The following is a 23,486-nucleotide window of genomic DNA, read 5'->3' as shown; positions in this document are numbered from 1 at the left end:
GGGCCGGTCGTCCCGGCGCTCACACGCCGCCCTGCGGCGGACTGTCCGGGGGTTCGAAGTGCACGGTGATCGGCTCGTAGGGGTGCTCACGTCCACCACCTCCGCCGCCGGCTGACGTCGCGGTGGATCCGGGTGCTCCGCCCATCACGTGCTCGAGCGCCTGCTGGATGGCCTCGAGGATCGCGATCAGCTGACCGAGCATCTGCCAGATGAGGTCACCGGCTTCTTCGACGATGATCTCCAGCGTTGCCCGCAACTGAGCCGAGAGATCGCCCGCGGCCGGCGTAGCGGTTCCGGCACCGGTTGCACCTCGCGCCCGGGCGCCGGGCTCGTCCCCGAGCAGGCCCGCCGCAAGGAGGTCCACTTTCTCGAGGATGCCGATGAGCAGGACCCGCCACGCGTCCGCATCTCCCCCGGACCCGGCTCCACCTGCCGGGCCGTCGTGATCTTGGTCCACTCGGCCCTTCTCTCGGTCGGAACTGACTCATCGGTCACGAACTTCTGCGGTGCCCGCCATTCTTACGCATCTACGACTGACTCGGCCACAGATCGGGGTCGGGCCGGAACCGCACGGTCAGGAAACCATGATCCCAGTGGGCTCCCAGAACCACGCACCGCCGCAGCACCGACGGTAACCTGACCCGTTGCCGGACACCGCTGACGGTGACCATCAAATCGTCCCCGCTGCGGCCCAGTTTGAGCCCGGCCGGGTCCGGTAGCGACTGCCGCCACCTCATCCGATAGACGGAGTCGACACCACTGCCGGATTCCCGGGTCACCTCGGCCGAGCCCGGACCGACCGCGCTCATCGGCCTCGACTCCAGCCGCGCACCCAACTCGCGCATTCGGAGTACCGAATCGATGGGATCGGAAAGCCAAGGCAGGCAGATCAATTCGGCCTCACCACCGATCTCACGCAGCTGTTCGACGCACACCTTCTGTTCGGCCGACTTGCGGGCGTACCAATGCGACGTCACATCCACATCCGCACTTGCATCCGGCAGCATCCGGTTGGCCAGGACAGAGGTCAACGGCAAGCCCATCACTTGCAGCACAGCCTGATACCGGCGCGCTGCCAGCACGCCGTGGTCGTCGGCCCCGACCACCAGATGCGCGCTGACACCCGACGAATCGAAGAGCAGGTCGTCGATGTCGGAGCAATCCCGGATCAGGGCATCGAGCACCGCGACCACACGTGCGATCCGGGTGTTGTCGGTGGCGGCACCGAGCCGGCGATGGCGCGGCCAGAGTCGTTCGATGGTGCCCGCCACCATCTGTGGGATCCGGAACAGCTCGAACGGATCGGTCGCGCCGGAGGTGTCGACGACCACTTGCGACCACTTGCCCGACGCCGCCTCGTCACGGATACGCCGTAGTGCCAGAAGCGATTCCACCCCGGGCATGCCCAGGATCTCTTCGGGATCCAGACCCGCGAGCACTTCGTCGGACCCCGGGACCACCGTCCCGGTCAACGCACCGGTGGCCAGTGCGCCCCGAACCGTGCCCCAGGTGTCGGCCAGCATCGCCAGGGTGTCGAGCTCGAGGAGATCAACCTGCTGGGACGCCGGAATCGGTTGGCCCGGAGTCGAAAACACCCCGAAGATCCCAGACATGACATGGAACCTGTCCAGGGACACCACCAAGGTCTTACCGCGGCGCGAGCCGGCCAGGCGACCGGCGGATCTCCGCACACCTACCGCACCGGCGGCGGCAACCGTCGACGTTCCGGCACCACCCGGTCCCAGGACGAGGTGGATGGGCGCTAGATCGATCAGTCTTCGACCCTCTTCTTGAGTTCCTTGAGCGCAGCGTCGGTGATGGCCTTCTCGGCACGACGTTTGAGTTGTCCGATCATCGGGATCGCCAGATCCACGGTCAGCTCATAGGTCACCTTCGTCGATCCGGGTGCTTGCTGCACAAGCGAATACCGCCCATGCTGTGCGGTCTGCAGATCGCTGCTGATCAAATCCCAGGTGACCGAGTGCCCATCGGCGGACCAGTCGTAGCTGAGCTCATAGTTGTCTTTGAGGACACCGGCGTCAAGGACGAACCGCACGTGCTGCGCCCGGCCGGTGGGACCGGTCTTCACGACCTCGACCTCACGGGCGGCCGAGACCCATTGCGGGTACTGCTCGAAGTCGGCGATCACCGCCATGATGACGTCGGCGTCGGCGTTGATGACAATGGACTGCTCGGTGCGGTCGGTCATCTACCGGGCCCTCCTACCGGTCCAGCTCCGCCTTCGGCTACGTGTCCATCCCCGACTGGTCCAGCTCCGCCTTCGGCTACGTGTCCATCCCCGACTGGTCCAGCTCCGCCTTCGGCTGCCGGCCCCCCGACGTGCCGGTCCCGCTCGAGCCGGTCCTTGACCTCAAATGCCATCGCCCGCCCGGCAACCCGCCGCCGGTGGTTGAGTGTGGCAACCGCGTCCATGCGGGCCCGTGGCTCGTCGGGAAGTTCGCCGGTCGGTTCGGCATGCAGGAAGTAATGCATCACAAAGCCATCGAGAACCGGTTCGAGCCAGAGCTCACTGGTTCCGGTCAATGGGCCGGTCACGCTCCAGCGGACGCCCTGTTCTGCCCGATCCTCGACAACCGACAGCCGCAGATCTGGCCACCATCGACGCCAGTTTCCGCGGTCGGCTATCACCGCAGTCGCCGTTTCCGCCGGCGCTGCGATGAATGTCTGGTCGGCAACCTGAATGCTGGTCACCGCAATAGCTTCACATATCGGCAGCGCGGCCCGACCACAAACCCTGCCTTGGGGGTGCCGCGCCCGGTCATCACGGTCACAGGAGGTGCCCGATCCGCCCGGCCATGTGCTCCCACCGCCAGCGCGAACGAACCCACTCGCGTCCGGCCCGGCCCATCGATTCGCGCAGCTCGGCGTTGCCCAGGACGGTGGTCAGCGCCTCGGCAACCTCGGACACCGAACGCCCGTCCACCACGAGCCCGGTCTCCCCCTCCAGGACGGTCTCGGGTGCGCCTCCGGATTTCCCGGCGATCACGGGCACACCGGTCGCCGAGGCCTCGAGGTAGACGATGCCCAGACCCTCCACGTCCAATCCGCGGCCACGCGTGCGGGCCGGCATCGCAAAGACATCCGCAATGTTGTGATAGCTCGCCAACTCGTCGGCCGCGACCGATCCGGTGAACCGGACGTGGTCGGTCATACCGGTCTCCGCCGCCAGTTCACGGAGTCGTTTCGCGTCGGGCCCACCGCCGACGATCACCAGGGTCGCCCCCTCGATCGACGCCCGGACCTCCGGCAGTGCCCGGATCAGCATGTCCTGTCCCTTGCGCGGGACCAGCCGGGACAGGCACAGGATCGTCGGCGCGTCACCCAGCTCGAGTTTCTCCCGAAACGCCTTGCGGGCAACCGGGTCCGGCGTGAACCGGTCGACATCGACGCCGGGCGGAAGATGCTCCAGCGCCGCCTCGGCGCCGAATGCGGAGGCAAAGCGGCCCCTGGTGTACTTGCTCACGTAGGTGATCACGTCGGTGTTGCGGCCGATCATGCCCAAACTCTGGCGGGCAACGGGGAGCATCGACCAGCCCACCTCGTGTCCGTGGGTGCTCGCGATCACCCGATTGGCACCCGCCCGGCGAACCGCACCGGCCATCGTCGCCAACGGCGCGGCCGCACCGAACCACACCGTGTCCACCTGGTGGGCCCGTACCAATTCGGCGGCCCGATGGGCGACCATCGGGGTCGGCAGCATCAACGTCGTCGGATGGCGGACAACCTCATAGGGCTGCTGCGCATCGAACCGGATGTGACTGTCGCCCCGCCAGCGCGGTGCGTAGACGACGATGTCGCGGGCCGGAAGCCGGTCGACCAGATTCTGCAGGTACGACTGGATTCCCCCTTGCCGGGGTGGAAAGTCGTTGGTGACCAACAGGGTCCGGTGCATCAGCTCACCGTATCTGCGCGGTGAGCCAATCGCGCCATTGCCGCACCAGTTCTTCGCGCGGGATTTTCAGGACCACCTGTGACGCGGTGTCCTGGGCAGCGACCACCAAAGCCGGTTCCACCGGTTTGTCGGCGCCGGCGAGTGCCACATAGAAGTTCCGCAGCTTGTCCTCGCCGAACTTTTCGGCGATGAAGGCTGCCACCGACCAGGCCGACTGATACGACACGGCGGCATCGGGGTTGCTCGGCGCGAAACCGGCGTCGCTGGGCAGGTCTTCCGGTGGCCCGGTGGTCGCGATCGCCTCGGCCAATGCCGGCGCAGCCTGCGAGAGGTCGGTGTAGGTGCCCTGGCGGCCGACGTACTCCGCGACGCCTTCGGTGATCCAGATGGCGGCGTTCTCCGCGGTCACCGCCCGGGCCGCGATGTGAAACACCTCATGGCGCAGGATCACCGCCAGGTTTGCCGAATCCAGTTGTGCCGCTTGCGGAGTGAACACAACACGTTGTCCGACGGCGGTGGGTGCCGCGCCCTCGGACCGGTCGATTCCGGCGAAGACCGTGACCGCGGCGGCGGCGCCGGCATCATCGGCACCGGCACCGGTGATCGAGCGGAACTCGTCGTCGGTCTCCGCCGCGATCACACCGACGCTCTGCGGCCACTTCGTACCCCAGAACCGGTTGACGGCACTGACCGCGGCGGGGAGTTGACCCGCGATGTCGTCGGCGAATCCACGGTCGGTGCCGTTGGTGAGCACCAGCGACTCGCCGGGACTCGTGGCGACCTCCTGGGCACTGGGATCCGGGAACTGCCACACCTGCCCGGGTGCCGGCGTCTGACCGAACAACGGAGCGGCTTCGGCCACGATCCGCCAGCCGTCGGGATACCGGGCCATGACCATCGGGATGTCCACGACCACGGCCACCGAATCGATCCCTGCGTAGGCGTAGCGCAGCTGTACCGGCGCGACCCACGAATCGATGCTGCCGGCCGCATCCAGTGTCTCCTGGACCTGCGCCGGCACCAGCTGTTCGAAGTCGCGGGTGTCGGCGAGACGGTATTCAAACGTGGTCAGCGGCAAATCACTGACTCCGGCGGCGCTGATCTCGGTCTCGGTGCGCAATGCGGCATCGGCGGACGGGTCCAGCTGGGCCAGCGCGGCTTCCGGGTCGGCACGACGCAGCGCATCGGTGTAGGCCTGCAGAGTCTGGGTGACGCCGAGCGTTCGTCCCTGCTCATACGGATTCTCGGGCCGGGTGCTGGACACACTCGTCTGGGCGGCCGACTCGTCGGAAGAATCGCGAAACACGACGGCGGCCGCAATCACCACCATTGCAACGAGCACCACGGCGAGCGCCGCGCAAACGATCCGTCGAGTCCGTGGAGCCAGGGCACCGTGGCCCCGTTTACGCACCGCGATGATCAGTACCGGCGGGCCGAGTTGAACGGGCCGGCCTTGTCGACCGGGACCACCGCCACCGGCACACCGAAGGTGGACGCATGGATCACGTATCCATTGCCGACGTACATACCCACGTGAGAGGCGTCGGGGTAATAGATGATCAGGTCGCCGGGCCGCATGTCGTCGCGGGAGACCTCGGTTCCACCGCCGAGTTGGGCCTGGCTCGATCGCGGCAATGTCTTGCCGGCCTGCTTGTATGCCCAGACCATCAAGCCGGAGCAGTCGAACTGGTCGGGGCCGGTGGCGCCCCACACGTACGGATCACCGATCCGGGTCATCGCCGCACGCACCGCGATCACTTCGGGTGCGGTGCCGGCGGGAAGTAGCTTGGGGTCGAAGTCGACGCTGGCACCGGCGAGCTCGGCGAGCTGCTTGCCGGTGAGGGCCTGGTACATGGCCCGGATCTCGGTCGCCTTGAAAACGCGCTCACTCTGCTGGGCCTGCAGGTCCGCACTGGTCTTCTCGGCGGTCGCGACGGCCGCTTCGGCCTTGACCTTCGCATCAACCGCGGCCTTCTTGGCCTCTTCGGCTGTGGTCTTCGCCTCGGTGAACTTCTTGACGTCCTCGACTGTCTGGCGCGAGATCATCTCCAGGCCGGACATCTGATCGAGGAGCGACTGCGGTGAATCACTGACCAGCACGGCGTAGAGGCGGTTGACGCGTGCGCCTTTGTAACTGGAAGTGACGAGGGCATCGACGGCGCCCTGCAATTCTTCGGCCTTTTTGTCGAGTGCAACGAGGTTGGCCTCGGCCGCGTCGGTGTCGGTGGTCGCCACTGCGACGGCATCGCGCTGCTTGCCCAGTTCGATTGCGGTGTTGTGGATCGCCTCGGTCGCCTGCTCGGCTTCCCGCCCGAGTTTCGTGTAATCGGCGAGCATCACGTCGGGGCTCTGAGGCGCAGGCTCCGCACCCGCCGGCGCCCCCGCGCCAAACGCAACGGCCAATGTGACGACCATGCCGGCCACCGCAGTCCGCATCACGGCGGCATATCCCTCACGCACCACGACTCTGACAACTCCTCTTGACCGATGTTCACAAACCCGGTCGATGGCGGTCACCCATCGAACCGACTCCCCTGTGTACTGCAAAAGACCAACCCGGCCAGGCTACACAGCGCATCGGTGGGCGATAGAAATCGCCCGGCCTCATCGCCGTACAGGTGGCTCGATGCCGTCGGGCGGGACCGCATCATCGCGGACCCGCCCAATGGCTCTATTCAGTTCTGTCTTGCATTCAGTTCTGTTGCTCAGTAGTGGCGGATGTCGACAATCGACATGCCATTGAGAGCCATCCGCGCGACCGGCACACCTTCGGTCGACGAGTGCACAACTTCGCCGCCACCGACATAGATGCCGGCGTGGCCGCCACCGCTGTAGATCACGACGTCGCCGGGCTGGGCGTCCGCAGCGCTGACGCTGGTGCCTCCGCCGAGCTGGCCGTAGCTGTCACGAGGAATGGTCTGACCGGCCTGCTTGTGCGCCCAGTAGACGAGGCCCGAGCAATCGAAGGCGTCGGGGCCGGCTGCACCGTAGACATACGGCGAACCGATCTTGCTGATTGCGGCGTCTGCAGCGACCTCACCGGCAGTCTTGACAGGCGCGGGTGCAGCGGCGAGGCCGGGAAGGAAGTTCTCCGGCTTGAGTTCATTCGGAATCTGGTCCGGGGTCACACCCGGGATGTCGAACGTTCCGACACCGGGAACGGTCACCGGTGCGGCGAAGGCAGGCGCTGCGGCGATTCCCAGGGTGCCGAGAGTGATCGAGCCGGCAATGAGAGCACCGCGGGCGCTCTTGGCACCACGGCTTTCTTTGTTCAAACGATGTTTCGCCACGAAGCGAGGTCTCCTTGTTTCTTCCCTATCCGCTGACCGAGTTAGCTGTCGGATTCGGGCCGGAAGATGGCCCTACCCGGTGAACCCGCGAGGTCTGTCGAGACCTCAGGGTTCGGTGGGATTCACCCCGGATGCGGACTTGTGGTCGCATCAGATGGTTCCCCGGTTCACCGTTTTGGTGATTAAGCGGCGACCTCACGATTCACTCCGGGTGGAGTAAACGCTTTCGTAAGGTCTCAGGAAGGTTACGAAACCCTGGCGGCGTATGTCTACCGGTAGGACTACAGGGCCCTACCGGCGTGTCGTGTTACACAGCCCACAATTGTTGCTGATTTTCACCCGAGAAGCGGCCCCGACCTGCATCGACAGCTTTTCGATGATCGTGAGTATCAGACTTCGGGAGCATCCCGGCGGCACGGAACAGCGCGACCGCTTCTTCGATGCGAGCCTCGTCGTTAATAACGAATTCATCACAGCGAACTTCCGTATTGTCGCTGCTCCGGACCCCTACCGGGCCCATGAAAACGGTCATCATGCAGCCGTCACACGCGACTGGATGGCCCGGGCAGGTGCTGCATTCGATGAGCAATGTGATCTCCGTCTCATTGGGTCACTCATCTCGGTCTCAGGGGCCCTAAGGGTTTACCCGGAGCGAGATGAAGCCGACTTTTGTTACGTCGATCGCGACGCTAGCGGCACCCTCCGACATCACATCTCGAACCGGGTACCCGCCCGCCCGTTACCGAAACATCGCAGAACGTGTCAGACCATCGAACTAGTGTTCCCGTTGTGATTGGTGTTGGTGAGGCCGCTGGGGCGCAACTGTCGTTTGATGACCCGTTTCTGGCACATCCGGACGACCTACCGCTACGCGAGACCACATTTGTGGTCGTCGACCTCGAGACCACCGGCGGCAGCCCCACCGACGACCGGATCACAGAAATAGGTGCGGTCAAGATCCGCGGCGGCGAAGTGCTCGGCGATTTCGCAACCCTCGTCGATCCGCGCCGGGGCATCCCGCCGCACATCGTCCGACTGACCGGGATCACCGAAGCGATGGTCTATCGCGCACCGACCATCGATCAGGTGCTGCCCGCATTCCTCGAATTCGCCCAGGATTCGGTGATCGTGGCGCACAACGCCCGCTTCGACACCGGATTCCTCCGGGCTGCCGCCACCGACCTCGGCCATCCGTGGAATTTTCACCGGGTGCTCTGCACGGTGAAGCTCGCCCGGAGGGTGCTGACGCGCGAGGAGGCGCCAACGGTGAAACTGTCGGCACTCGCGGAGCTGTTCGCCGTTCAGACCCGGCCCACCCACCGGGCGCTCGACGATGCCCGCGCGACCGTAGAGGTGTTGCACCGACTCTTCGAACGGGTGGGCAACCAGGGCATCCATACATATAGAGAACTTCGCGACTATCTGCCCGGGATTTCCGCCGCCACCCGCAGTAAGAGGACCCTGTCCGACCACCTGCCATCCGAGCCCGGCGTCTACCTTTTCCGCGGCCCGTCAGACGAGGTCCTATATATAGGGACAGCGGTCGATCTACGGCGGCGCGTGCGCAGCTATTTCACCGGGTCGGAAACCCGCACCCGCATCCGCGAGATGGTGGAGTTGGCCACGCGCGTCGATCACGTGCAATGCGCACATCGCATCGAGGCCGGGGTGCGAGAACTACGGCTACTCGGAGCCCATGCCCCGCCGTACAACCGGCGGTCCAAGTTTCCGCACCGTGGTTGGTGGCTCTGCCTCACCGATGAGCCCTTCCCGCGTCTGAAGGTCAGCCGCACCCCCACTCCGGCCGCACTGGGTCCCGTCCGATCGCGAGCCGTTGCATCCGACATCGCCGACCTCATCTCGGAGCTCTGTGAGCTGCGCACCTGCCGGACACCGTTGCGCGCGTCCGGGCTGCATCGGTGTGAAGTCGGTGCCGACGGCCGGCGAATTGTCGGCGGCTGTCACGGCGCGAGTTCTCGATCGGCAGATGCCGACACCTACGGCCCCCGGGCACAGGCGGTGGCCGACCTGTTCTCCGGGCGCAGCGATGCACCCGTTCTGGCTGCGCTGGATCGACTCACGGCACTGGCCGATGCCGAGTTGTTCGAGAACGCCGCCCGGCTACGCGACAGGCTGGATCAGCTCATCGCCCACCTCGAACGCTGCCAACGCCTCGCCGCACTGGCACGGATCTCCGAACTCGTCGCCGCGGCACCCGACGGTCGCGGTGGATGGGATCTGGCCGTCATCCGGCATGGGCGCCTGGCCAGTGCCGGGGTCGCGGTCCGTGGAGTCCCACCGATGCCGGTGGTCGAGTTGCTGGCCGCCTCCGCCGAGACGGTCATCCCCACACCCGGGCCGCTCTGCGGCGCCCCGCCGGAGGAAACCGCGCTCATCTTCCGCTGGCTCACCAGCCCGGGCGTTCGAATTGTCTGCGCCACAAGCGGTTTCAGTCTCCCGCGCCACGGGGCCGGGAGGTGGGCACAGTGGCGCGAGCTCGTCGGTTCGGCACATCGCACCATCGAGCTCGATGCGGATCTAATCTGATTGCATGATTACTGCGATCGTGCTGATTCAGACCGACGTCCACCAGATCCCCGAAACCGCACAGGCGGTTGCCGATATCTCCGGCGTGACCGAGGTCTATTCGTGTGCCGGCGACGTCGATCTGATCGCAAAGATCCGGGTCCGGGACCACGCCGAGATCGCCGACGTGGTCACCTCGGCCATCAGTCGACTCCCCGGCGTCAAGCACACGGCCACCCACATCGCGTTCAAAAGCTATTCGAGCGCCGACATCGACGCCGGATTCTCCATCGGCGAGTGATAGCAGGGCTGCCGGTGTCGTCAGGAGTTGCTGACGCGCACCCAGTCGGCGAGCAGTGCCGTGGTGGCGCCCGAATCGATCGCTGCCGCGGCCACGGCCAGGTGCTCACGCAACTGGTCGTGCAGGTCCACATCCGGTTGCGGACGGTACGCGGTCAGGGCGCCGGCGGCGTTGAGCAGCACAGCATCCCGGACGGGCCCGGCCTGACCGGCAAAGATCTCCCGCGCCACGCGGGCATTGTGCTCGGCATCCCCACCCTGCAGCGCCGACAGCTCCACCCGGGCCAACCCGAGAACGGTCGGATCCACGGTCTGCTTGCGCACTGAACCACCGAAGGCCTGCCACACGGTGGAGGTCGACGTGGTGGTCAATTCGTCGAGACCGTCATCACCACGGACAACCAGGACCGAGTCGCCACGCTCGACGAAGGTCTGTGCGAGCACCGGCGCCAGGTCGGCGAACGCACAACCCACCAGCCCGCTGGTCGGACGCGCCGGATTGGTCAGCGGCCCCAGCACATTGAAAACAGTGGGGATCCCGATCTCTTTGCGGGGTGCGGCAGCAAAACGCAGTGCCGGGTGGAAGACAGGTGCAAAGCAGAACCCGATCCCGACTTCGGCGACACAACGGGAGACACCGTCGGCCGCGAGGGCAATGTTCACGCCCAGTGCCTCGAGGACGTCGGCGCCGCCGCTCTTCGAGGTCGCGGCCCGGTTGCCGTGTTTGACCACCGGGACGCCCGCGGCCGCGACCACAACAGAGGTCATCGTCGAGATGTTCACGGTGTTGGAGCGATCACCGCCTGTACCGACGATGTCGACACACGCCACTGAGGTCGGGACCACCGTCGAATGGCTGAGCATCGCGTCGGCCAGGCCACGCAATTCGGCCGCGACGGGGCCCTTGATCTTCAATGCCACACCGAATGCCGCGATCTGCGCCGGCGTCGCGTTGTCCGACATGATCTCGTTCATCGCCCACTCGGCACCGTCGGTGGTCAGGTCCCGGCCGTCGGCCAGGACTCCTAGTACCTGCGGCCAGCTGCGGGCCTGCGCATCGGAGTGGGTCACGCGAAAAGACTATCCACTGCCCCATCGGAACGAGCAACGAGGTTTCCCCGCCAATCCGGCTCAGGCGCTATCGAGCCTGCAGCACTTGCCAGGCAAGGACTGTTCCATCGTGGCGCTGCGCGAGTCCCGCCATCCGCGACCGCTCTTGCGACACATGGAGTGCATCGATCAACTGCACCCGCGCCAGCGCCACGAACTCCTGGCCCGGCCCGATCTCGACCGTGCCCGGAACATCCGCAGAAACGCGTCGATAGTGGTCCTGCGCGGCGAGGGCGAGGACCTCTTTGACCTCGCCCCCCGGCACCACCAGGAGATGACGGAGCACCGCCTGGTCGTCAGACCTCCACAGCGAAGCGGACAGGGTCGTCGATGCCGCTGCCGCATCGTCGAAAGATTCCGCGGTGATCACCAGTGACGAATCGTCGACAGACAACTCCCCGTTGGGCTTTCGTCCACTTCCGAATCGGCCGGCCAGGCGCCGCCAGCGGGGGACCTCGATCGGATTGCCATTCACATCCCTTGCCACAACATCAGCCTCTCAGGTGTCCCAAAACCCCACGACGGACACGCCGCCAGAAACCATTTCACCGCCCCTACCAGGGTCGCCGCATCCATGCAGAAAAAAATCTGGACCCAAGTGGTCAGGGCTTACTACGAACCGTCATACTTCTCCTGTGACTAGCGCTGCAGCACCCACAGGATCAGCTATCACCCAGCGCGTGCACTCGCTGAACCGGCCAAACATGGTCAGCGTGGGCACCATTGTGTGGCTTTCGAGCGAGCTGATGTTCTTTGCCGGATTGTTCGCGATGTATTTCGTGGCAAGGGCCGGAAACTACGGCAATTGGCCGATGGAGCCCACCGAGCTCAATCTTCCACTGGCGATCCCCGTGACCGCCGTGTTGATCGCGTCCTCGGTGACTTGCCAGCTCGGCGTCTTTGCCGCCGAGCGGGGCGACGTCTTCGGCCTTCGACGGTGGTACACCCTCACCCTGTTCATGGGCGCGTTCTTCGTCGCCGGACAGGCGTACGAGTACTACCACCTGGTCCACGAAGGGACCACACTCTCGTCGAGCGCCTACGGTTCCGTCTTCTACATCACGACGGGCTTCCACGGCCTGCACGTGATCGGCGGTCTCGTCGCCTTCGTGATCTTGTTGCTCCGCACCCGGCTCAGCAAGTTCACCCCGGCACAGGCCACCGCCGCGATTGTCGTCTCGTACTACTGGCACTTCGTCGACATCGTCTGGATCGCACTCTTCGCGACCATCTATTTCATCCGGTAACGGCCGAACAGTCTTTTGGCACAGGCAAAGTCAGTCCGCTAAGCAGAGAGATACAGATGAGTTCATCTCCCCCACCCACCTCACCTGGGGATTCTGAAACGGGTGCCCTGAGCGAGGGCACCGGCAACACAGCCGCCAAGAAGTCGAAGTCGCGCCGCAAGATGCGTCGTCGCGCCTCCGGCATTCTCCTGCTGCTGGCAGGTCTGGTTGTCGCCGGTGGACTGGCCACCGCCATCACGCCTGACGCGCAGGTCGCCAAGGCCGACAGTGATTCCACTGCCGCGCTGGTCCAGGACGGCCGGAAGCTCTATGAGACCTCCTGCATCACCTGCCACGGCGCCAACCTCGAAGGTGTCGCCGATCGCGGTCCGTCGCTGGTGGGCGTCGGCGACGCCGCCGTGTACTTCCAGGTGTCATCTGGCCGCATGCCCGCAGTCCGCGGCGAAGCCCAGATCGAACGCAAGCCGGCCAAGTTCTCCCAGGCCCAGATCGACCAGCTCGGCGCCTACATCCAGTCCGTCGGCGGCGGACCCCAGGTCGTCTACGCCAAGGATGCACAGGGCAACGTCATCTTCAAAGACGGTTATCCCGTCATCGAGCAGGGTGAACTGCGCGGCGAGAACATCGGCCGCGGTAGCGAGCTGTTCCGCCTGAACTGCGCGTCCTGCCACAACTTCACCGGCCGTGGAGGTGCACTGTCCTCGGGCAAGTTCGCACCCGCCCTCGACGCGCCGAACGAGCAGCAAATCTATACCGCCATGCTCACCGGACCGCAGAACATGCCCAAGTTCTCCGACCGGCAGCTGACCGACAACGAAAAACGCGACATCATCGGCTACGTCAAGTACGCCACCACTGCCAAGGACCCGGGCGGCTTCGGACTCGGCGGCTTCGGCCCGGTGTCCGAAGGAATGCTCATGTGGTTCGTCGGCGCGGTTGCTGTTGTCGCCGGTGCGATGTGGATGGGATCACGTACATGACCGATCAGCACAAACCAGCTCCGACCACCGACGAGCTGGATGCCATGGATCACGAAGAGCTGGTCAAGCTCGGCACGAACCTCGACGGCGTGGAGGTCATCCACCGCCGCGAGCGTTTCCCCGTGGCCGGCACCAAGGCCGAGAAGCGAGCAGAGCGCACCGTCACGTTCTGGTTTGCACTCGCCGGTGTTTCAGCCCTCGCATGCTTGATCATCTTCCTGTTCAACCAATGGGAATTCGTGATGCCCGATGGTGACAACTACTGGGCGTACATCCTCAACACCCCGCTCATCGGGTTCACGTTCGGTCTGTCGATCCTCTCGATCGGTATCGGCGCCGTGCAGTTCACCAAGCGGTTCATCCCCGAGGAGATCTCGGTCCAGGATCGTCACGACGGCGGTTCCTCCGATGTCGACAAGCGCACCATCGGCGCAGAATTCGCCGATTCGCTGAACACCTCCACCCTCCCGCGCCGCAAGGCCATCATGGGTGCCGGACTGTTCGGCCTGGGTGCCTTCGCGCTGACCGGTGTGGTCGCAATGCTCGGCGGCATCATCAAGAACCCGTGGGCTCTCGGCGATGATGCGCCGCTGTGGCACACCGGCTGGTCGCCGATCTACAACTCCCCCGAGGACCCCAACGAGACGGTCTTCCTGCGCCGCGACACCGGTAACCCGATGTCCGTCGTTCTGGTCCGTCCCGAAGATATTGACGCCGGCGGCATGGAGACCGTGTTCCCGTGGCGCGTGTCCGACGGCACCGGCGAGACCGAAGAGTCTCGTCACAAGCTGATCCAGGGTCTGCGTTACATCAGCAACCCGGTCATGTTGATCCGTCTCCGCCCGAACGATGCCGAGAAGGCGATCAAGCGCAAGGGCCAGGAGAGCTTCAACTACGGCGACTACTTCGCATACACGAAGGTCTGCTCGCATCTCGGTTGCCCGACCTCACTGTTCGAGCAGCAAACCAACCGCATTCTGTGCCCCTGCCACCAGTCACAGTTCAATGCCCTCGAGTACGCCAAACCGATCTTCGGCCCCGCCGCCCGTGCTCTGGCGCAGCTGCCGATCACGGTCAACCAGCAGGGCTTCATGGTGGCTGCCGGCGACTTCATCGAGCCCGTCGGCCCGGCGTTCTGGGAACGCGGCAAGGGAGAGGATCGACCATGAGCAAGATCGGACAGCAGGCCGAGGCAGCAGATGCCCGGTATCACATGGCGGCCGGCATTCGCCGCCAGATAAACAAGGTCTTTCCGACCCACTGGTCATTCCTGCTCGGTGAGATCGCTCTGTACAGCTTCATCATCCTGCTGATCTCAGGCGTGTACCTCACGTTCTTCTTTGATCCGTCGATGTCCGAGGTCATCTACGACGGTGCCTACGAACCGCTCAACGGCGTCATGATGAGCCAGGCCTACGCCACGACACTCGACATCTCGTTCGAGGTGCGCGGCGGACTCTTCGTCCGTCAGATCCACCACTGGGCAGCGCTGCTGTTCGCGGCGTCGATCATCATCCACATGGCCCGCATCTTCTTCACTGGCGCTTTCCGGCGTCCGCGCGAAGCCAACTGGGTCATCGGCTGCCTCCTGCTGGTCCTGGCGATGTTCGAAGGCTTCTTCGGATACTCACTCCCCGACGACCTGCTCTCCGGCACCGGTGTTCGCGCCGCCATGTCGGGCATCGTGCTGGGTATCCCGGTTGTCGGAACCTGGATCCACTGGGCGCTCTTCGGTGGACAGTTCCCCGGCGACATCATCATCCCGCGCCTGTACGTGATGCACATCCTGTTGTTCCCGGGAATCATCCTGGCGCTCATCGGTGCCCACCTCGCGCTGGTCTGGTACCAGAAGCACACGCAGTTCCCCGGCCCCGGCCGCACCGAGACGAACGTTGTCGGTGTCCGGATCCTCCCGGTGTTCGCAGTCAAGTCGGGCGCGTTCTTCGCGGTCACCTTCGGCATCCTGGCGATCATCGCGGGCCTGTTCCAGATCAACCCGGTGTGGGTGATCGGGCCGTACAACCCGGCGCACGTGTCTGCCGGTTCTCAGCCCGACATCTACATGATGTGGACCGACGGTTTGGCGCGGCTCATGCCTGCCTGGGAGGTCTACTTCGGGAACGCTTACACGATCCCGGCCATCTTCTGGGTCGTCGTGGTACTGACCATCGTCTTCGGACTCATGTTCACCTACCCCTTCATCGAGAAGAAGCTGACCGGCGATCACGCTCACCACAACCTGCTGCAGCGTCCGCGTGACACACCTGTGCGCACCGCTGTCGGCGCAATGGCATTCGCGTTCTACATCATTCTCACGATCTCGTGCATGAACGACATCATCGCGTACAAGTTCGACATCTCGCTGAATGCAACGACGTGGATGGGTCGTATCGGCCTGATCGTCATCCCGCCGCTGGCGTACTACATCGCCTACCGCTGGGCTCTGGCACTGCAGCGCAGCGACCGGGCAGTGCTCGAGCACGGCATCGAGACGGGCATCATCATGCGCCTGCCGCACGGTGAGTTCATCGAGCTGCATCAGCCGCTGGGACCTGTCGACGGCCACGGACATCCGATTCCGTTGCCGTACGAGGGTGCTGCGCTTCCGAAGCGGATGAACAAGCTCGGCTCGGCGGGTTCGCCGGGTACCGGTTCACTGCTGGTCGCCGACCCCACCGAAGAGCAGACTCGGAACGTCGAGCTCGAGAAGAAGGCACATCACGACGAGAAGGACGCGCTGCGCGAGCTGCAAGCACGCGAGGGAGATCCCTTCATCAGCTGACACAGCCAATCAACAAGAGCCGGACCGCAATTGCGGTCCGGCTCTTGTTGTATATACCGATGATCGGCGACGCAGTCCCCTCCCCCACCGTGTCCCCACATACGACCAGACCAGCCGGCACGATCCCCGGTGTTGTCTCAGGGGGTCACCACAGTTCGCCGCAGCGCCAATCGCAGATGAGTCGACCTGATACCGGCGCAGCTGGTCCGTAGACGTGGACGCTGTCTTCCGAGGTGTCGATGAGGCCGGCCGGGGACATTGCCGACAGCCGACCGGTGAACGGCGTCCAGCCGTGTGCGCGGTAGAGCCGCAGACCCGCCTCGCTGGCTCCCAGGACGCCGAAGTCGTAGGCACCGTCGATCACTGTCTCTACCGCGCTCATCACGCGGTCGCCGAGGCCCTGACGCTGACGCTCCGGATCGGTTGCGACCGCTTCGACGTATCCCACGCGGTACGCGCAGCCGTCATGAACGATCGAACGGGCAACCACCGCGGCATGACCGATCACGACGTCACCGTCGGTGATGATCGCGTGTACTCCCCCGAGTGCGTGATCGAAGTCGGTGTCGGTGAAGTCGCCGTCGAACGCCCGGTCGAGGAGTTGCCTTATCGCCTTGCGACAGAAAGCACTCAGCTCCCAGGTGTGCCGCAGCGAAAGCTGCGGACCTGGGAGCTGAGTGTTGATGACTGTTGTCAGTGCTTTTCGGGTCCGACGTGGTACTCGAGCACCAGTCCGGACACCGCGCCGATGATACAAACCGCGGCAAAACCGACGAGCCAGAATTGCGCGAACGCAAGTGCGATGGCGAACGTTGCGGCGCCGGCGGCGATCAGGATCGGCCACCAGCTACCGGCGCTGAAGAAACCCAGTTCGCCTGCGCCGTCGGAGACCTCGGCGTCTTCGTAGTCTTCCGGGCGGATGTCCACCCGGCGGGCCACGAAGCGGAAGTACGTGCCGATCAGCAACGTCAGACCACCGGTCATGACGATGCCGACGACGCCCACCCATTCGACGTGCTTACTGGTCAGGCCGGTGGCCAACCCGTACGCGAAAGCCACCGCAAAAAAGAATCCGGTGAGGATCTCGAAGATCCGCGCTTCAATATGCATCTCGTAGCTTCTCCGTGACTAGTTCGACGCGGTCTGCGTGCCGCGCTTGGTGTCGAAGGGTTCGGTGGTGACCGCCAGCGGTTCCTCACCGATCGCTTCGAGTGCCTCGGCATTGGTCGCGTCGGGGTTGGCTTCGCGGAACTTGATGTATTCGTCGAACTTCGCCGGACTCACCGCACGAACTTCGAAGTTCATCATCGAGTGGTAGGTGCCGCACATTTCTGCGCAGCGGCCCACAAACGCGCCCTCGCGGTCGATCTCACTGACCTGGAAGCGGTTGTCCGAGTGGTTCTCCTTCGGGAACGGCATGACGTCCCGCTTGAAGAGGAACTCCGGAACCCAGAACGAGTGGACGACATCTGTCGCCGCGATCTCGAACTCGATACGACGATCGGTCGGGAGCACCAGCACCGGGATCACGTCGGACGTACCGAGAGTCTCGATCTCGTTGAAGTTCAGGTAGTCACGAACGTCGTTCTCTTCCGACTGATCCGGAAGGTCATCATGGCCGCCGGATTCCCCGCCGGACTCCTCCGAGTCGCCAACCGGAATCTGCCGGTCGTACGGGTTGCCTTCGGTAATTGCGCCGTCGTAGAGCTGACCGTCCTCGAATTGGACGGTCCGGTAACCGAACTTCCAGTTCCACTGGAAGGCAGTCACGTCGACGACAACTGCAGGATCGGACTCTTTGGCCTCGACCTTGTTCTGCACGATGATCGTGAAGTAGAAGAGGACCGCGATGATCACAAAAGGAATCGCGGTATAAGTCAGTTCCAATGGGACGTTGTAAGCCGTCTGACGGGGGAACTCGTCTTGCCCTGCCTTACGGCGATGGAACGTAATGGTCCAGAACGTCAAACCCCACACCAAAATACCCATGATGAGGGCCGCGATCACCGACCACGTCCACAGATGCCGCATATCTTCGGCCTCAGGCGTAATGCCTTCGGGCCAACCGAATCGCAACGCTTCTTCAGCGCTGCAGCTCGACAGCATCAGTGCGCCAACGCCCAGGAACAAGGCTGCGCTTATCTGCTTGATTCGACGTCCGCGGTGCTGACGCTTGGTCGATGCCGGAGGTCGCCCACCGTGTGCCAATTTCACGCCTTCCTACCCTGCCCTGACTGGAAACAGTCACAACGCTAACCACGACTGGTATCTCGTGTACTACGCAGCGTAGACCAACCCCCGCCAACATTCGTATCGGGGTTTGGGTTCGTGTCACCGGGTGTTGCCGGCCGACCACCCAACCTGGGCCGCACACGCGGCGGCACCCCTGATTGCGGCATACTCGGGCGTGTTCCGTACCCCGTCCCTGGACGAATTGAGGCAATTTTCGTGTGTGGTCTGTTAGGTCTGCTGTCTAGCGACGCATCGGCCGCCGAGTCCGCTGATCTGGTCGCTTCTGCGTTGCACTGCATGCGACATCGGGGTCCTGACGAACCGGGCACGTGGCACGATTCCGACCTGGTTTTCGGTTTCAACCGGCTCTCGATCATCGACATCGAGCATTCGCACCAACCTTTGCGCTGGGGCCCGCCGGAGAACCCGGACCGCTACGCACTCGTCTTCAACGGCGAGATCTACAACTACCTCGAGATCCGGGCACAGCTGGCCAAGGACGAGGGTGCCCAGTTCCACACTGAGGGTGACGGCGAAGCGATCGTCGCGGCCTTCCATCACTGGGGTCCCGACTCGGTCACCCGCCTGCGCGGAATGTTCGCGTTCGCGATCTGGGACACCGAGGACCGGTCGCTGTTCCTGGCCCGGGATCCGTTCGGCATCAAGCCCCTGTTCATCGCAACGGGTTCAGGCGGCACCGTCTTCGGCAGCGAGAAGAAAAGCGTTCTCGAGCTGATCGACCGCATCGGCGTCTCCGATTCACTCGACAGTCGCGCGATCCAGCACTACACCGTTCTGCAGTACGTCCCGGAACCCGAGACGCTGCACGCCGGTATCCGCCGCCTCGAGTCCGGCAGCTACGCCACCCTGCGGCCGGGCCGCCTTCCCAAGGTCTACCGCTACTTCACGCCCCAGTTCGCGGTACGCCCGTTCGTGGCCGGCGGCGAGCAGGCCCGCTACGACGAGATCGCAGAGGTGCTCTCCGACTCGGTCGCCAAGCACATGCGTGCCGATGTCACCGTCGGCTCATTCCTCTCCGGAGGTATCGACTCGACGGCGATCGCGGCACTGGCCATCCAGCACAACCCCGACCTGATCACCTTCACCACCGGATTCGAGCGTGACGGGTATTCGGAGGTCGATGTGGCGGCAGAGTCCGCCGCACTCATCGGCGCAAAACACATCGTCAAGGTTGTCGGACCGGCCGAATTCGTCGCCGCGATTCCCGAAATCGTCTGGTACCTCGACGATCCGGTGGCCGACCCGTCACTGATCCCGCTGTATTTCGTCGCCAAGGAAGCCCGCAAGCACGTCAAGGTCGTGCTGTCCGGCGAGGGCGCCGACGAACTGTTCGGCGGTTACACGATCTACAAGGAACCGTTGTCGCTCAAGCCATTCGAACGACTCCCCCGGGGCCTGCGCACCGCCGCGGGCAAACTCTCGGATCGGATCCCGGAAGGCAAACGCGGAAAGAGCCTCCTGCACCGCGGGTCCATGACACTCGAGGAGCGCTACTACGGCAACGCCCGCAGCTTCGACGATGCCCGACTTCGGGCGGTACTCAAGGACTTCCGTCCCGACTGGCTCCACACGGACGTGACGGCCCCGATCTATGCGACCTCACGCGGCTGGGATCCGGTTGCCCGGATGCAGCATCTGGATCTGTTCACCTGGTTGCGGGGCGACATCCTCGTCAAGGCCGACAAGATGACAATGGCCAACTCGCTCGAACTGCGGGTGCCGTTCCTCGACCCCGAAGTGATGCGGGTGGCCGAAGCCCTGCCATTTGAGGAGAAGATCTCCCATGGCACAACCAAATACGCGCTCCGCAAGGCCCTGGAACAGATCGTCCCGGCACATGTCCTGCATCGCAAGAAACTGGGCTTCCCGGTGCCGGTGCGGCATTGGCTGCGCGGCACCGAGCTCTACGACTGGGCGCACGAGACGATCGAGCACTCACAGACCGACCACATCCTGAACAAGGACGCGATCCGCGCCATGCTCAACGAGCATCGCACCGGCGCCGTCGACAACAGCCGTCGACTGTGGACCGTTCTGATCTTCATGGTGTGGCACGGGATCTTCGTCGAGGGCACCATCGTGCCGCAGATCGAAGACCACCATTACCCGGTCCGGCTCTAGCACTTCGGCTCTGGCCACCCAGCCACACGCTCCGCCTATACGAAGACGCTCCACAAGTATGTGGAGCGTCTTCGTATATCTGGAGCGTGTGGTGTTTCCGAAGGGTCAGGCCGGAAGCACTGCGGCGATCTCGGCAGTGGCCTCGGCGCCGTAGATGCCGGACAGACGCCCGAGTGCGCTCTCGCGGTCCCACACCCATTCCTGGGTGCCGACGGTCTCCAGGACGAGCACGGCGACCATCGAGCCGAGCTGCGCGCTGCGCTCGTGGCTCAGTCCGGCCGCGTTGCCGACGAGGAATCCGGCCCGGAAGGCGTCACCGACACCGGTCGGGTCGACCTTCGCGGTCTCCGGAACCACCGGGACGTGGATGCGCGAACCGTCGGCGTCGACGATTTCCGCTCCCCCACCACCGAGCGTGGTGATCCGGACACCGACCATCTTGGCGACCTGGGCATCACTCAGGCCCGACTTCTGGCGGAGCAGACCCCACTCGTATTCGTTGGTGAAAAGGTAGGTCGCACCGTCGATCAGGTCGCGCACCTGCTCGCCGTCCAGGCGCGCAAGCTGCTGCGAGGGATCGGCGGCGAACGGGATACCCAATTCGCGGCATTCGCGGCTGTGGACGATCATCCCCTCGGGGTCGTCGGCACCGATGAGAACCAGCTCCGGGGTGCCGAGCTCGGAAGCCAGCTTGTTCAGCGAGATCTCGCGCGACTCACTCATCGCACCGGCGTAAAAGCTTGCCAGCTGTGCCATCTCGTCGTCGGTGGTGCACATGAAGCGGGCGGTGTGTGCGGTCTCCGACACCCGGACACCACGCGTGTCGACTCCGTTGCCCTCGAGCCACTTCCGGTAATCGTCGAAATCGCTGCCGACCGAGCCGACCAGCAGCGGCGAACCGCCGAGCACACCCATCGCGTACGCGATGTTGCCGGCGACACCACCGCGCCTGATCACCAACTCCTCCACGAGGAAGCTCAGGGAGATGTGACTGAGGTGTTCTGCCAGGAGCTGTTCAGAGAACTTGCCCTGAAAGCGCATCAGATGGTCGGTAGCGATCGATCCACAAATGGCAATGGCCACGAAGGAGTGCCTTTCTTCCTCACCGAATAATGGCTTAACGCTACCTGCCCATCAGGTGAACGCAGGCAGCACCTGGACAGATCATACGAACAGCGCCGAGGGTGTGACCACAACAAAATTGGCCGCACCCGAGCTGAGCTCGGATGCGGCCAATTTCTTGAAGTACGGGGTCAAGCGGCCCGGTGAGTGGGCTTGGTGTCAGTTGAACGAATCGCCGCAGGCACAGCTGCCGGTAGCGTTCGGGTTGTCGATGGTGAAGCCCTGCTTCTCGATGGTGTCGACGAAGTCGATGCTCGCACCCATGACGTACGGGGCGCTCATGCGATCGACGGCAAGGCCGACGCCGTTGAACTCCACAACCAGGTCACCGTCGAGGTTCCGATCGTCGAAGTACAGCTGGTAGCGCAGGCCGGCGCAGCCACCGGGCTGAACGGCGATGCGCAGCATCAGCTCTTCGCGACCTTCTTGCTCACGCAGTGCCTTCGCCTTGGACGACGCGGCCTCAGTCATAATCACACCGTGCGCGGGTGCCTCGGTCTCGGTCTGCACAGCAGTCTCGTTCGATGCGGTCATGAATTCTCCTCAATGTGCGGGGCGTCGGCGTGCGAACCCACAGTGGTCCGGGATCGGATGCGAACTTCCGTCGGATACAACCGTACTCCGTCCCGGCCTATTCCCGCGTATCACACAGGTCGGCCGCCGGTGGTCATGACCATGTGCCAGCCACCTGGCGAGTGAGCTCGGTCAGTTGATTCTGAGCGTCGTCCATCGCCCGCTGAACCGATCCGGCGACTTCGACGATGGCGTGACCTCGTGCGATGCCGGCCTCGGCGATCTGCGCAGGAGTCAGGGCGAGCTGTCCGGCGAGCACGATCGTCGGGATCCCATGCGCTCGGGCAGCGCTGGTCAGGGCCGCGACGACCTTCCCTTTGAGGGTCTGCTCATCACATTTGCCCTCGCCGGTGATCACCAGGTCGACGCCTGCGATCAGTTCGGCCTGGCCGGTCGCTTCCGCGATCACCGTGGCCCCGGAGATCCGGGTGCCACCGAGTGCCAGCAGCACCGCTCCCAGTCCTCCCGCGGCGCCGGCACCGGCGAGCGGGCTGATGTCATGGCCGGCGAACTCTCCGAGCAGTGTCGCCCAGGTGGTCATCCGCTGCTCGAGCGCGACGACGGTGTCCGGGTCGGCACCCTTTTGCGGACCGAATACGGCGGCTGCGCCATCAGGGCCGAGCAGCGGGTTCTCCACATCGGACGCGGCGACGAGTTCCACGCCCTGCAGCAGCTGTGCCGCGCCTTCCAGTCCACCGAGGGCATCAACCAGACCCTTGCCTCCGTCGGTACTGCCGCTGCCACCGAGACCGACGACGATCTTCACCGCACCGGCGGCAACCGCTGCCGCGACGAGCCGGCCCACCCCGTAGGTGTCCGCCGCGACCGCGGTCCGCGGTGACGGGCGACCGCCCAGCTGGTGCAGACCGCAGGCCTGCGCGCATTCGATGTATGCGGTGTCACCCTGGAGCAGCCAGTCCGCATCCACCAGCGCACCCAACGGTCCCGGAACGGTTTCTGTATGGATAAATCCGAACCGGCTGGCCAGGACCGACACGAATCCGGGGCCGCCATCGGACTGCGGCGCCAGGATCAATTCGTCGTCCGGCCGGGACAACGCCCAACCGGCAGCGATCGTCTCCGCGGCGGCCACAGCGGTCAGGGTGTCGCCGAACGAATCCGGGGCGATCAAAGCCTTCATGGACGAAGTATAAGAAGGACAGCCCCCTTCGGCAGGGCCCGAGATCGTTCATCGAAGCACCACAGCCGTCACAAACCGCGAAGTCGCAGACCCGGCAGCCACTGCCTACGCAGGCGAGATAATCTGGA

At 64.5% G+C, this 23,486-nt stretch carries 22 protein-coding genes, 1 pseudogene and 1 riboswitch; of the genes and pseudogenes, 7 read left to right on the top strand and 16 right to left on the bottom strand.

What is annotated here, in order from left to right:
• Positions 1-19: 19 nt before the first annotated feature.
• The 8 genes and pseudogenes from H290_RS0105420 to H290_RS0105385 form a co-directional block, all read right to left on the bottom strand.
• Positions 20-457 carry a hypothetical protein gene (locus tag H290_RS0105420; RefSeq protein ID WP_020105756.1) on the bottom strand — a complete coding sequence of 146 codons (438 nt, stop codon included), beginning with the start codon at positions 455-457 and terminating at the stop codon, positions 20-22.
• A gap of 70 nt (positions 458-527) precedes the next feature.
• Positions 528-1,745: an ArsA family ATPase gene (locus H290_RS0105415; RefSeq protein ID WP_028462818.1), complete on the bottom strand. Its 1,218-nt coding sequence runs from the start codon at positions 1,743-1,745 to the stop codon at positions 528-530.
• A gap of 26 nt (positions 1,746-1,771) precedes the next feature.
• Positions 1,772-2,209 (bottom strand): SRPBCC family protein, encoded by a 438-nt coding sequence (locus H290_RS0105410; RefSeq protein ID WP_020105754.1) that lies wholly within the window; start codon positions 2,207-2,209, stop codon positions 1,772-1,774.
• A gap of 113 nt (positions 2,210-2,322) precedes the next feature.
• Positions 2,323-2,718: pseudogene (locus tag H290_RS27845) on the bottom strand (SRPBCC family protein); the annotation flags it as partial.
• A gap of 70 nt (positions 2,719-2,788) precedes the next feature.
• A complete protein-coding gene (locus tag H290_RS0105400; RefSeq protein WP_020105752.1) occupies positions 2,789-3,913 on the bottom strand; it encodes a glycosyltransferase family 4 protein in 1,125 nt (374 codons plus the stop codon).
• Positions 3,914-3,917: 4 nt separating this feature from the next.
• On the bottom strand, positions 3,918-5,258 hold the full coding sequence (locus tag H290_RS0105395; protein ID WP_020105751.1) for a hypothetical protein: 1,341 nt from the start codon (positions 5,256-5,258) through the stop codon (positions 3,918-3,920).
• A gap of 74 nt (positions 5,259-5,332) precedes the next feature.
• On the bottom strand, positions 5,333-6,349 hold the full coding sequence (locus H290_RS0105390; RefSeq protein WP_051121903.1) for a C40 family peptidase: 1,017 nt from the start codon (positions 6,347-6,349) through the stop codon (positions 5,333-5,335).
• Positions 6,350-6,618: 269 nt separating this feature from the next.
• Entirely contained in the window at positions 6,619-7,203 is a 585-nt protein-coding gene (locus tag H290_RS0105385) for a C40 family peptidase (protein ID WP_020105749.1), read from the bottom strand.
• Between the two features lie 15 nt (positions 7,204-7,218).
• Positions 7,219-7,402, bottom strand: a riboswitch (cyclic di-AMP (ydaO/yuaA leader).
• A gap of 590 nt (positions 7,403-7,992) precedes the next feature.
• Here H290_RS0105385 and H290_RS0105375 point away from each other — a divergent pair.
• Positions 7,993-9,750 carry a DEDD exonuclease domain-containing protein gene (locus H290_RS0105375; RefSeq protein WP_020105747.1) on the top strand — a complete coding sequence of 586 codons (1,758 nt, stop codon included), beginning with the start codon at positions 7,993-7,995 and terminating at the stop codon, positions 9,748-9,750.
• Between the two features lie 4 nt (positions 9,751-9,754).
• Positions 9,755-10,030, top strand: a complete 276-nt coding sequence (locus H290_RS0105370) for an Lrp/AsnC family transcriptional regulator (protein WP_020105746.1) — start codon at positions 9,755-9,757, stop codon at positions 10,028-10,030.
• Between the two features lie 20 nt (positions 10,031-10,050).
• On the opposite strand, the gene trpD is transcribed toward H290_RS0105370, so the two are convergent.
• Together trpD and H290_RS0105360 are read right to left on the bottom strand one after the other, a co-directional pair.
• Positions 10,051-11,100 (bottom strand): anthranilate phosphoribosyltransferase, encoded by a 1,050-nt coding sequence (trpD, locus tag H290_RS0105365; RefSeq protein WP_020105745.1) that lies wholly within the window; start codon positions 11,098-11,100, stop codon positions 10,051-10,053.
• A gap of 67 nt (positions 11,101-11,167) precedes the next feature.
• The gene (locus H290_RS0105360) at positions 11,168-11,626 is read right to left on the bottom strand and encodes a hypothetical protein (RefSeq protein ID WP_231373503.1); all 459 of its coding nucleotides are present in this window, start codon (positions 11,624-11,626) and stop codon (positions 11,168-11,170) included.
• A gap of 217 nt (positions 11,627-11,843) precedes the next feature.
• Here H290_RS0105360 and H290_RS0105355 point away from each other — a divergent pair, with 217 nt between their 5' ends.
• Genes H290_RS0105355 through H290_RS0105340 form a run of 4 tightly spaced genes read left to right on the top strand, consistent with a single transcriptional unit; the run spans position 11,844 to position 16,148 of the window.
• The gene (locus tag H290_RS0105355) at positions 11,844-12,386 is read left to right on the top strand and encodes a cytochrome c oxidase subunit 3 (protein ID WP_020105743.1); all 543 of its coding nucleotides are present in this window, start codon (positions 11,844-11,846) and stop codon (positions 12,384-12,386) included.
• Positions 12,387-12,442: 56 nt separating this feature from the next.
• Positions 12,443-13,366, top strand: coding sequence for a c-type cytochrome (locus H290_RS0105350; RefSeq protein WP_028462815.1), 924 nt, complete (start codon positions 12,443-12,445; stop codon positions 13,364-13,366).
• Positions 13,363-14,535: a ubiquinol-cytochrome c reductase iron-sulfur subunit gene (locus tag H290_RS0105345; protein WP_020105741.1), complete on the top strand. Its 1,173-nt coding sequence runs from the start codon at positions 13,363-13,365 to the stop codon at positions 14,533-14,535. Before H290_RS0105350 ends, H290_RS0105345 begins: the two co-directional genes overlap by 4 nt.
• Positions 14,532-16,148, top strand: coding sequence for a cytochrome bc complex cytochrome b subunit (locus H290_RS0105340; protein WP_020105740.1), 1,617 nt, complete (start codon positions 14,532-14,534; stop codon positions 16,146-16,148). Before H290_RS0105345 ends, H290_RS0105340 begins: the two co-directional genes overlap by 4 nt.
• A 145-nt stretch (positions 16,149-16,293) precedes the next feature.
• Here H290_RS0105340 and H290_RS0105335 read toward each other — a convergent pair whose 3' ends face one another.
• From H290_RS0105335 to H290_RS0105325, 3 genes are read right to left on the bottom strand one after another with little or no spacing between them, the layout of a single operon-like run.
• The gene (locus H290_RS0105335) at positions 16,294-16,905 is read right to left on the bottom strand and encodes a GNAT family N-acetyltransferase (protein WP_020105739.1); all 612 of its coding nucleotides are present in this window, start codon (positions 16,903-16,905) and stop codon (positions 16,294-16,296) included.
• A complete protein-coding gene (locus H290_RS0105330) occupies positions 16,842-17,258 on the bottom strand; it encodes a cytochrome c oxidase subunit 4 (protein ID WP_020105738.1) in 417 nt (138 codons plus the stop codon). The genes H290_RS0105335 and H290_RS0105330 overlap by 64 nt, the downstream gene beginning before the upstream one ends.
• Before the next feature lie 18 nt (positions 17,259-17,276).
• A complete protein-coding gene (locus H290_RS0105325) occupies positions 17,277-18,362 on the bottom strand; it encodes a cytochrome c oxidase subunit II (protein WP_369758750.1) in 1,086 nt (361 codons plus the stop codon).
• 234 nt (positions 18,363-18,596) lie between these two features.
• Here H290_RS0105325 and asnB point away from each other — a divergent pair, with 234 nt between their 5' ends.
• A complete protein-coding gene (asnB, locus tag H290_RS0105320; protein ID WP_028462813.1) occupies positions 18,597-20,522 on the top strand; it encodes an asparagine synthase (glutamine-hydrolyzing) in 1,926 nt (641 codons plus the stop codon).
• A gap of 105 nt (positions 20,523-20,627) precedes the next feature.
• Here the strand turns inward: asnB and H290_RS0105315 are convergent, their stop codons facing one another.
• From H290_RS0105315 to H290_RS0105300, 3 genes are all read right to left on the bottom strand, one after another.
• Positions 20,628-21,605 carry a carbohydrate kinase family protein gene (locus H290_RS0105315; RefSeq protein ID WP_081631490.1) on the bottom strand — a complete coding sequence of 326 codons (978 nt, stop codon included), beginning with the start codon at positions 21,603-21,605 and terminating at the stop codon, positions 20,628-20,630.
• 198 nt (positions 21,606-21,803) lie between these two features.
• Positions 21,804-22,178: an iron-sulfur cluster assembly accessory protein gene (locus H290_RS0105305; RefSeq protein WP_020105733.1), complete on the bottom strand. Its 375-nt coding sequence runs from the start codon at positions 22,176-22,178 to the stop codon at positions 21,804-21,806.
• A gap of 133 nt (positions 22,179-22,311) precedes the next feature.
• On the bottom strand, positions 22,312-23,358 hold the full coding sequence (locus tag H290_RS0105300; RefSeq protein WP_020105732.1) for a glycerate kinase: 1,047 nt from the start codon (positions 23,356-23,358) through the stop codon (positions 22,312-22,314).
• Positions 23,359-23,486: the final 128 nt, after the last annotated feature.

The organism is Nocardia sp. 348MFTsu5.1 (assembly GCF_000383535.1).
Lineage (GTDB): Bacteria > Actinomycetota > Actinomycetes > Mycobacteriales > Mycobacteriaceae > Williamsia > Williamsia faeni.
Note: the sequence above shows the minus strand (reverse complement) of the source record. Positions and strands in the feature narration are given on the sequence as shown.

Excerpts from the sequence above, each read along its gene's own strand:
- H290_RS0105400 (WP_020105752.1), bottom strand. The coding sequence starts at position 3,913 with ATGCACCGGACCCTGTTGGTCACCAACGACTTTCCACCCCGGCAAGGG.
- H290_RS0105350 (WP_028462815.1), top strand. The coding sequence starts at position 12,443 with ATGAGTTCATCTCCCCCACCCACCTCACCTGGGGATTCTGAAACGGGT.
- H290_RS0105300 (WP_020105732.1), bottom strand. The coding sequence starts at position 23,358 with ATGAAGGCTTTGATCGCCCCGGATTCGTTCGGCGACACCCTGACCGCT.
- H290_RS0105340 (WP_020105740.1), top strand. The coding sequence starts at position 14,532 with ATGAGCAAGATCGGACAGCAGGCCGAGGCAGCAGATGCCCGGTATCAC.
- H290_RS0105305 (WP_020105733.1), bottom strand. The coding sequence starts at position 22,178 with ATGACCGCATCGAACGAGACTGCTGTGCAGACCGAGACCGAGGCACCC.
- H290_RS0105410 (WP_020105754.1), bottom strand. The coding sequence starts at position 2,209 with ATGACCGACCGCACCGAGCAGTCCATTGTCATCAACGCCGACGCCGAC.
- H290_RS0105370 (WP_020105746.1), top strand. The coding sequence starts at position 9,755 with ATGATTACTGCGATCGTGCTGATTCAGACCGACGTCCACCAGATCCCC.
- H290_RS0105390 (WP_051121903.1), bottom strand. The coding sequence starts at position 6,349 with ATGCGGACTGCGGTGGCCGGCATGGTCGTCACATTGGCCGTTGCGTTT.
- H290_RS0105345 (WP_020105741.1), top strand. The coding sequence starts at position 13,363 with ATGACCGATCAGCACAAACCAGCTCCGACCACCGACGAGCTGGATGCC.
- H290_RS0105330 (WP_020105738.1), bottom strand. The coding sequence starts at position 17,258 with ATGCATATTGAAGCGCGGATCTTCGAGATCCTCACCGGATTCTTTTTT.
- H290_RS0105355 (WP_020105743.1), top strand. The coding sequence starts at position 11,844 with ATGGTCAGCGTGGGCACCATTGTGTGGCTTTCGAGCGAGCTGATGTTC.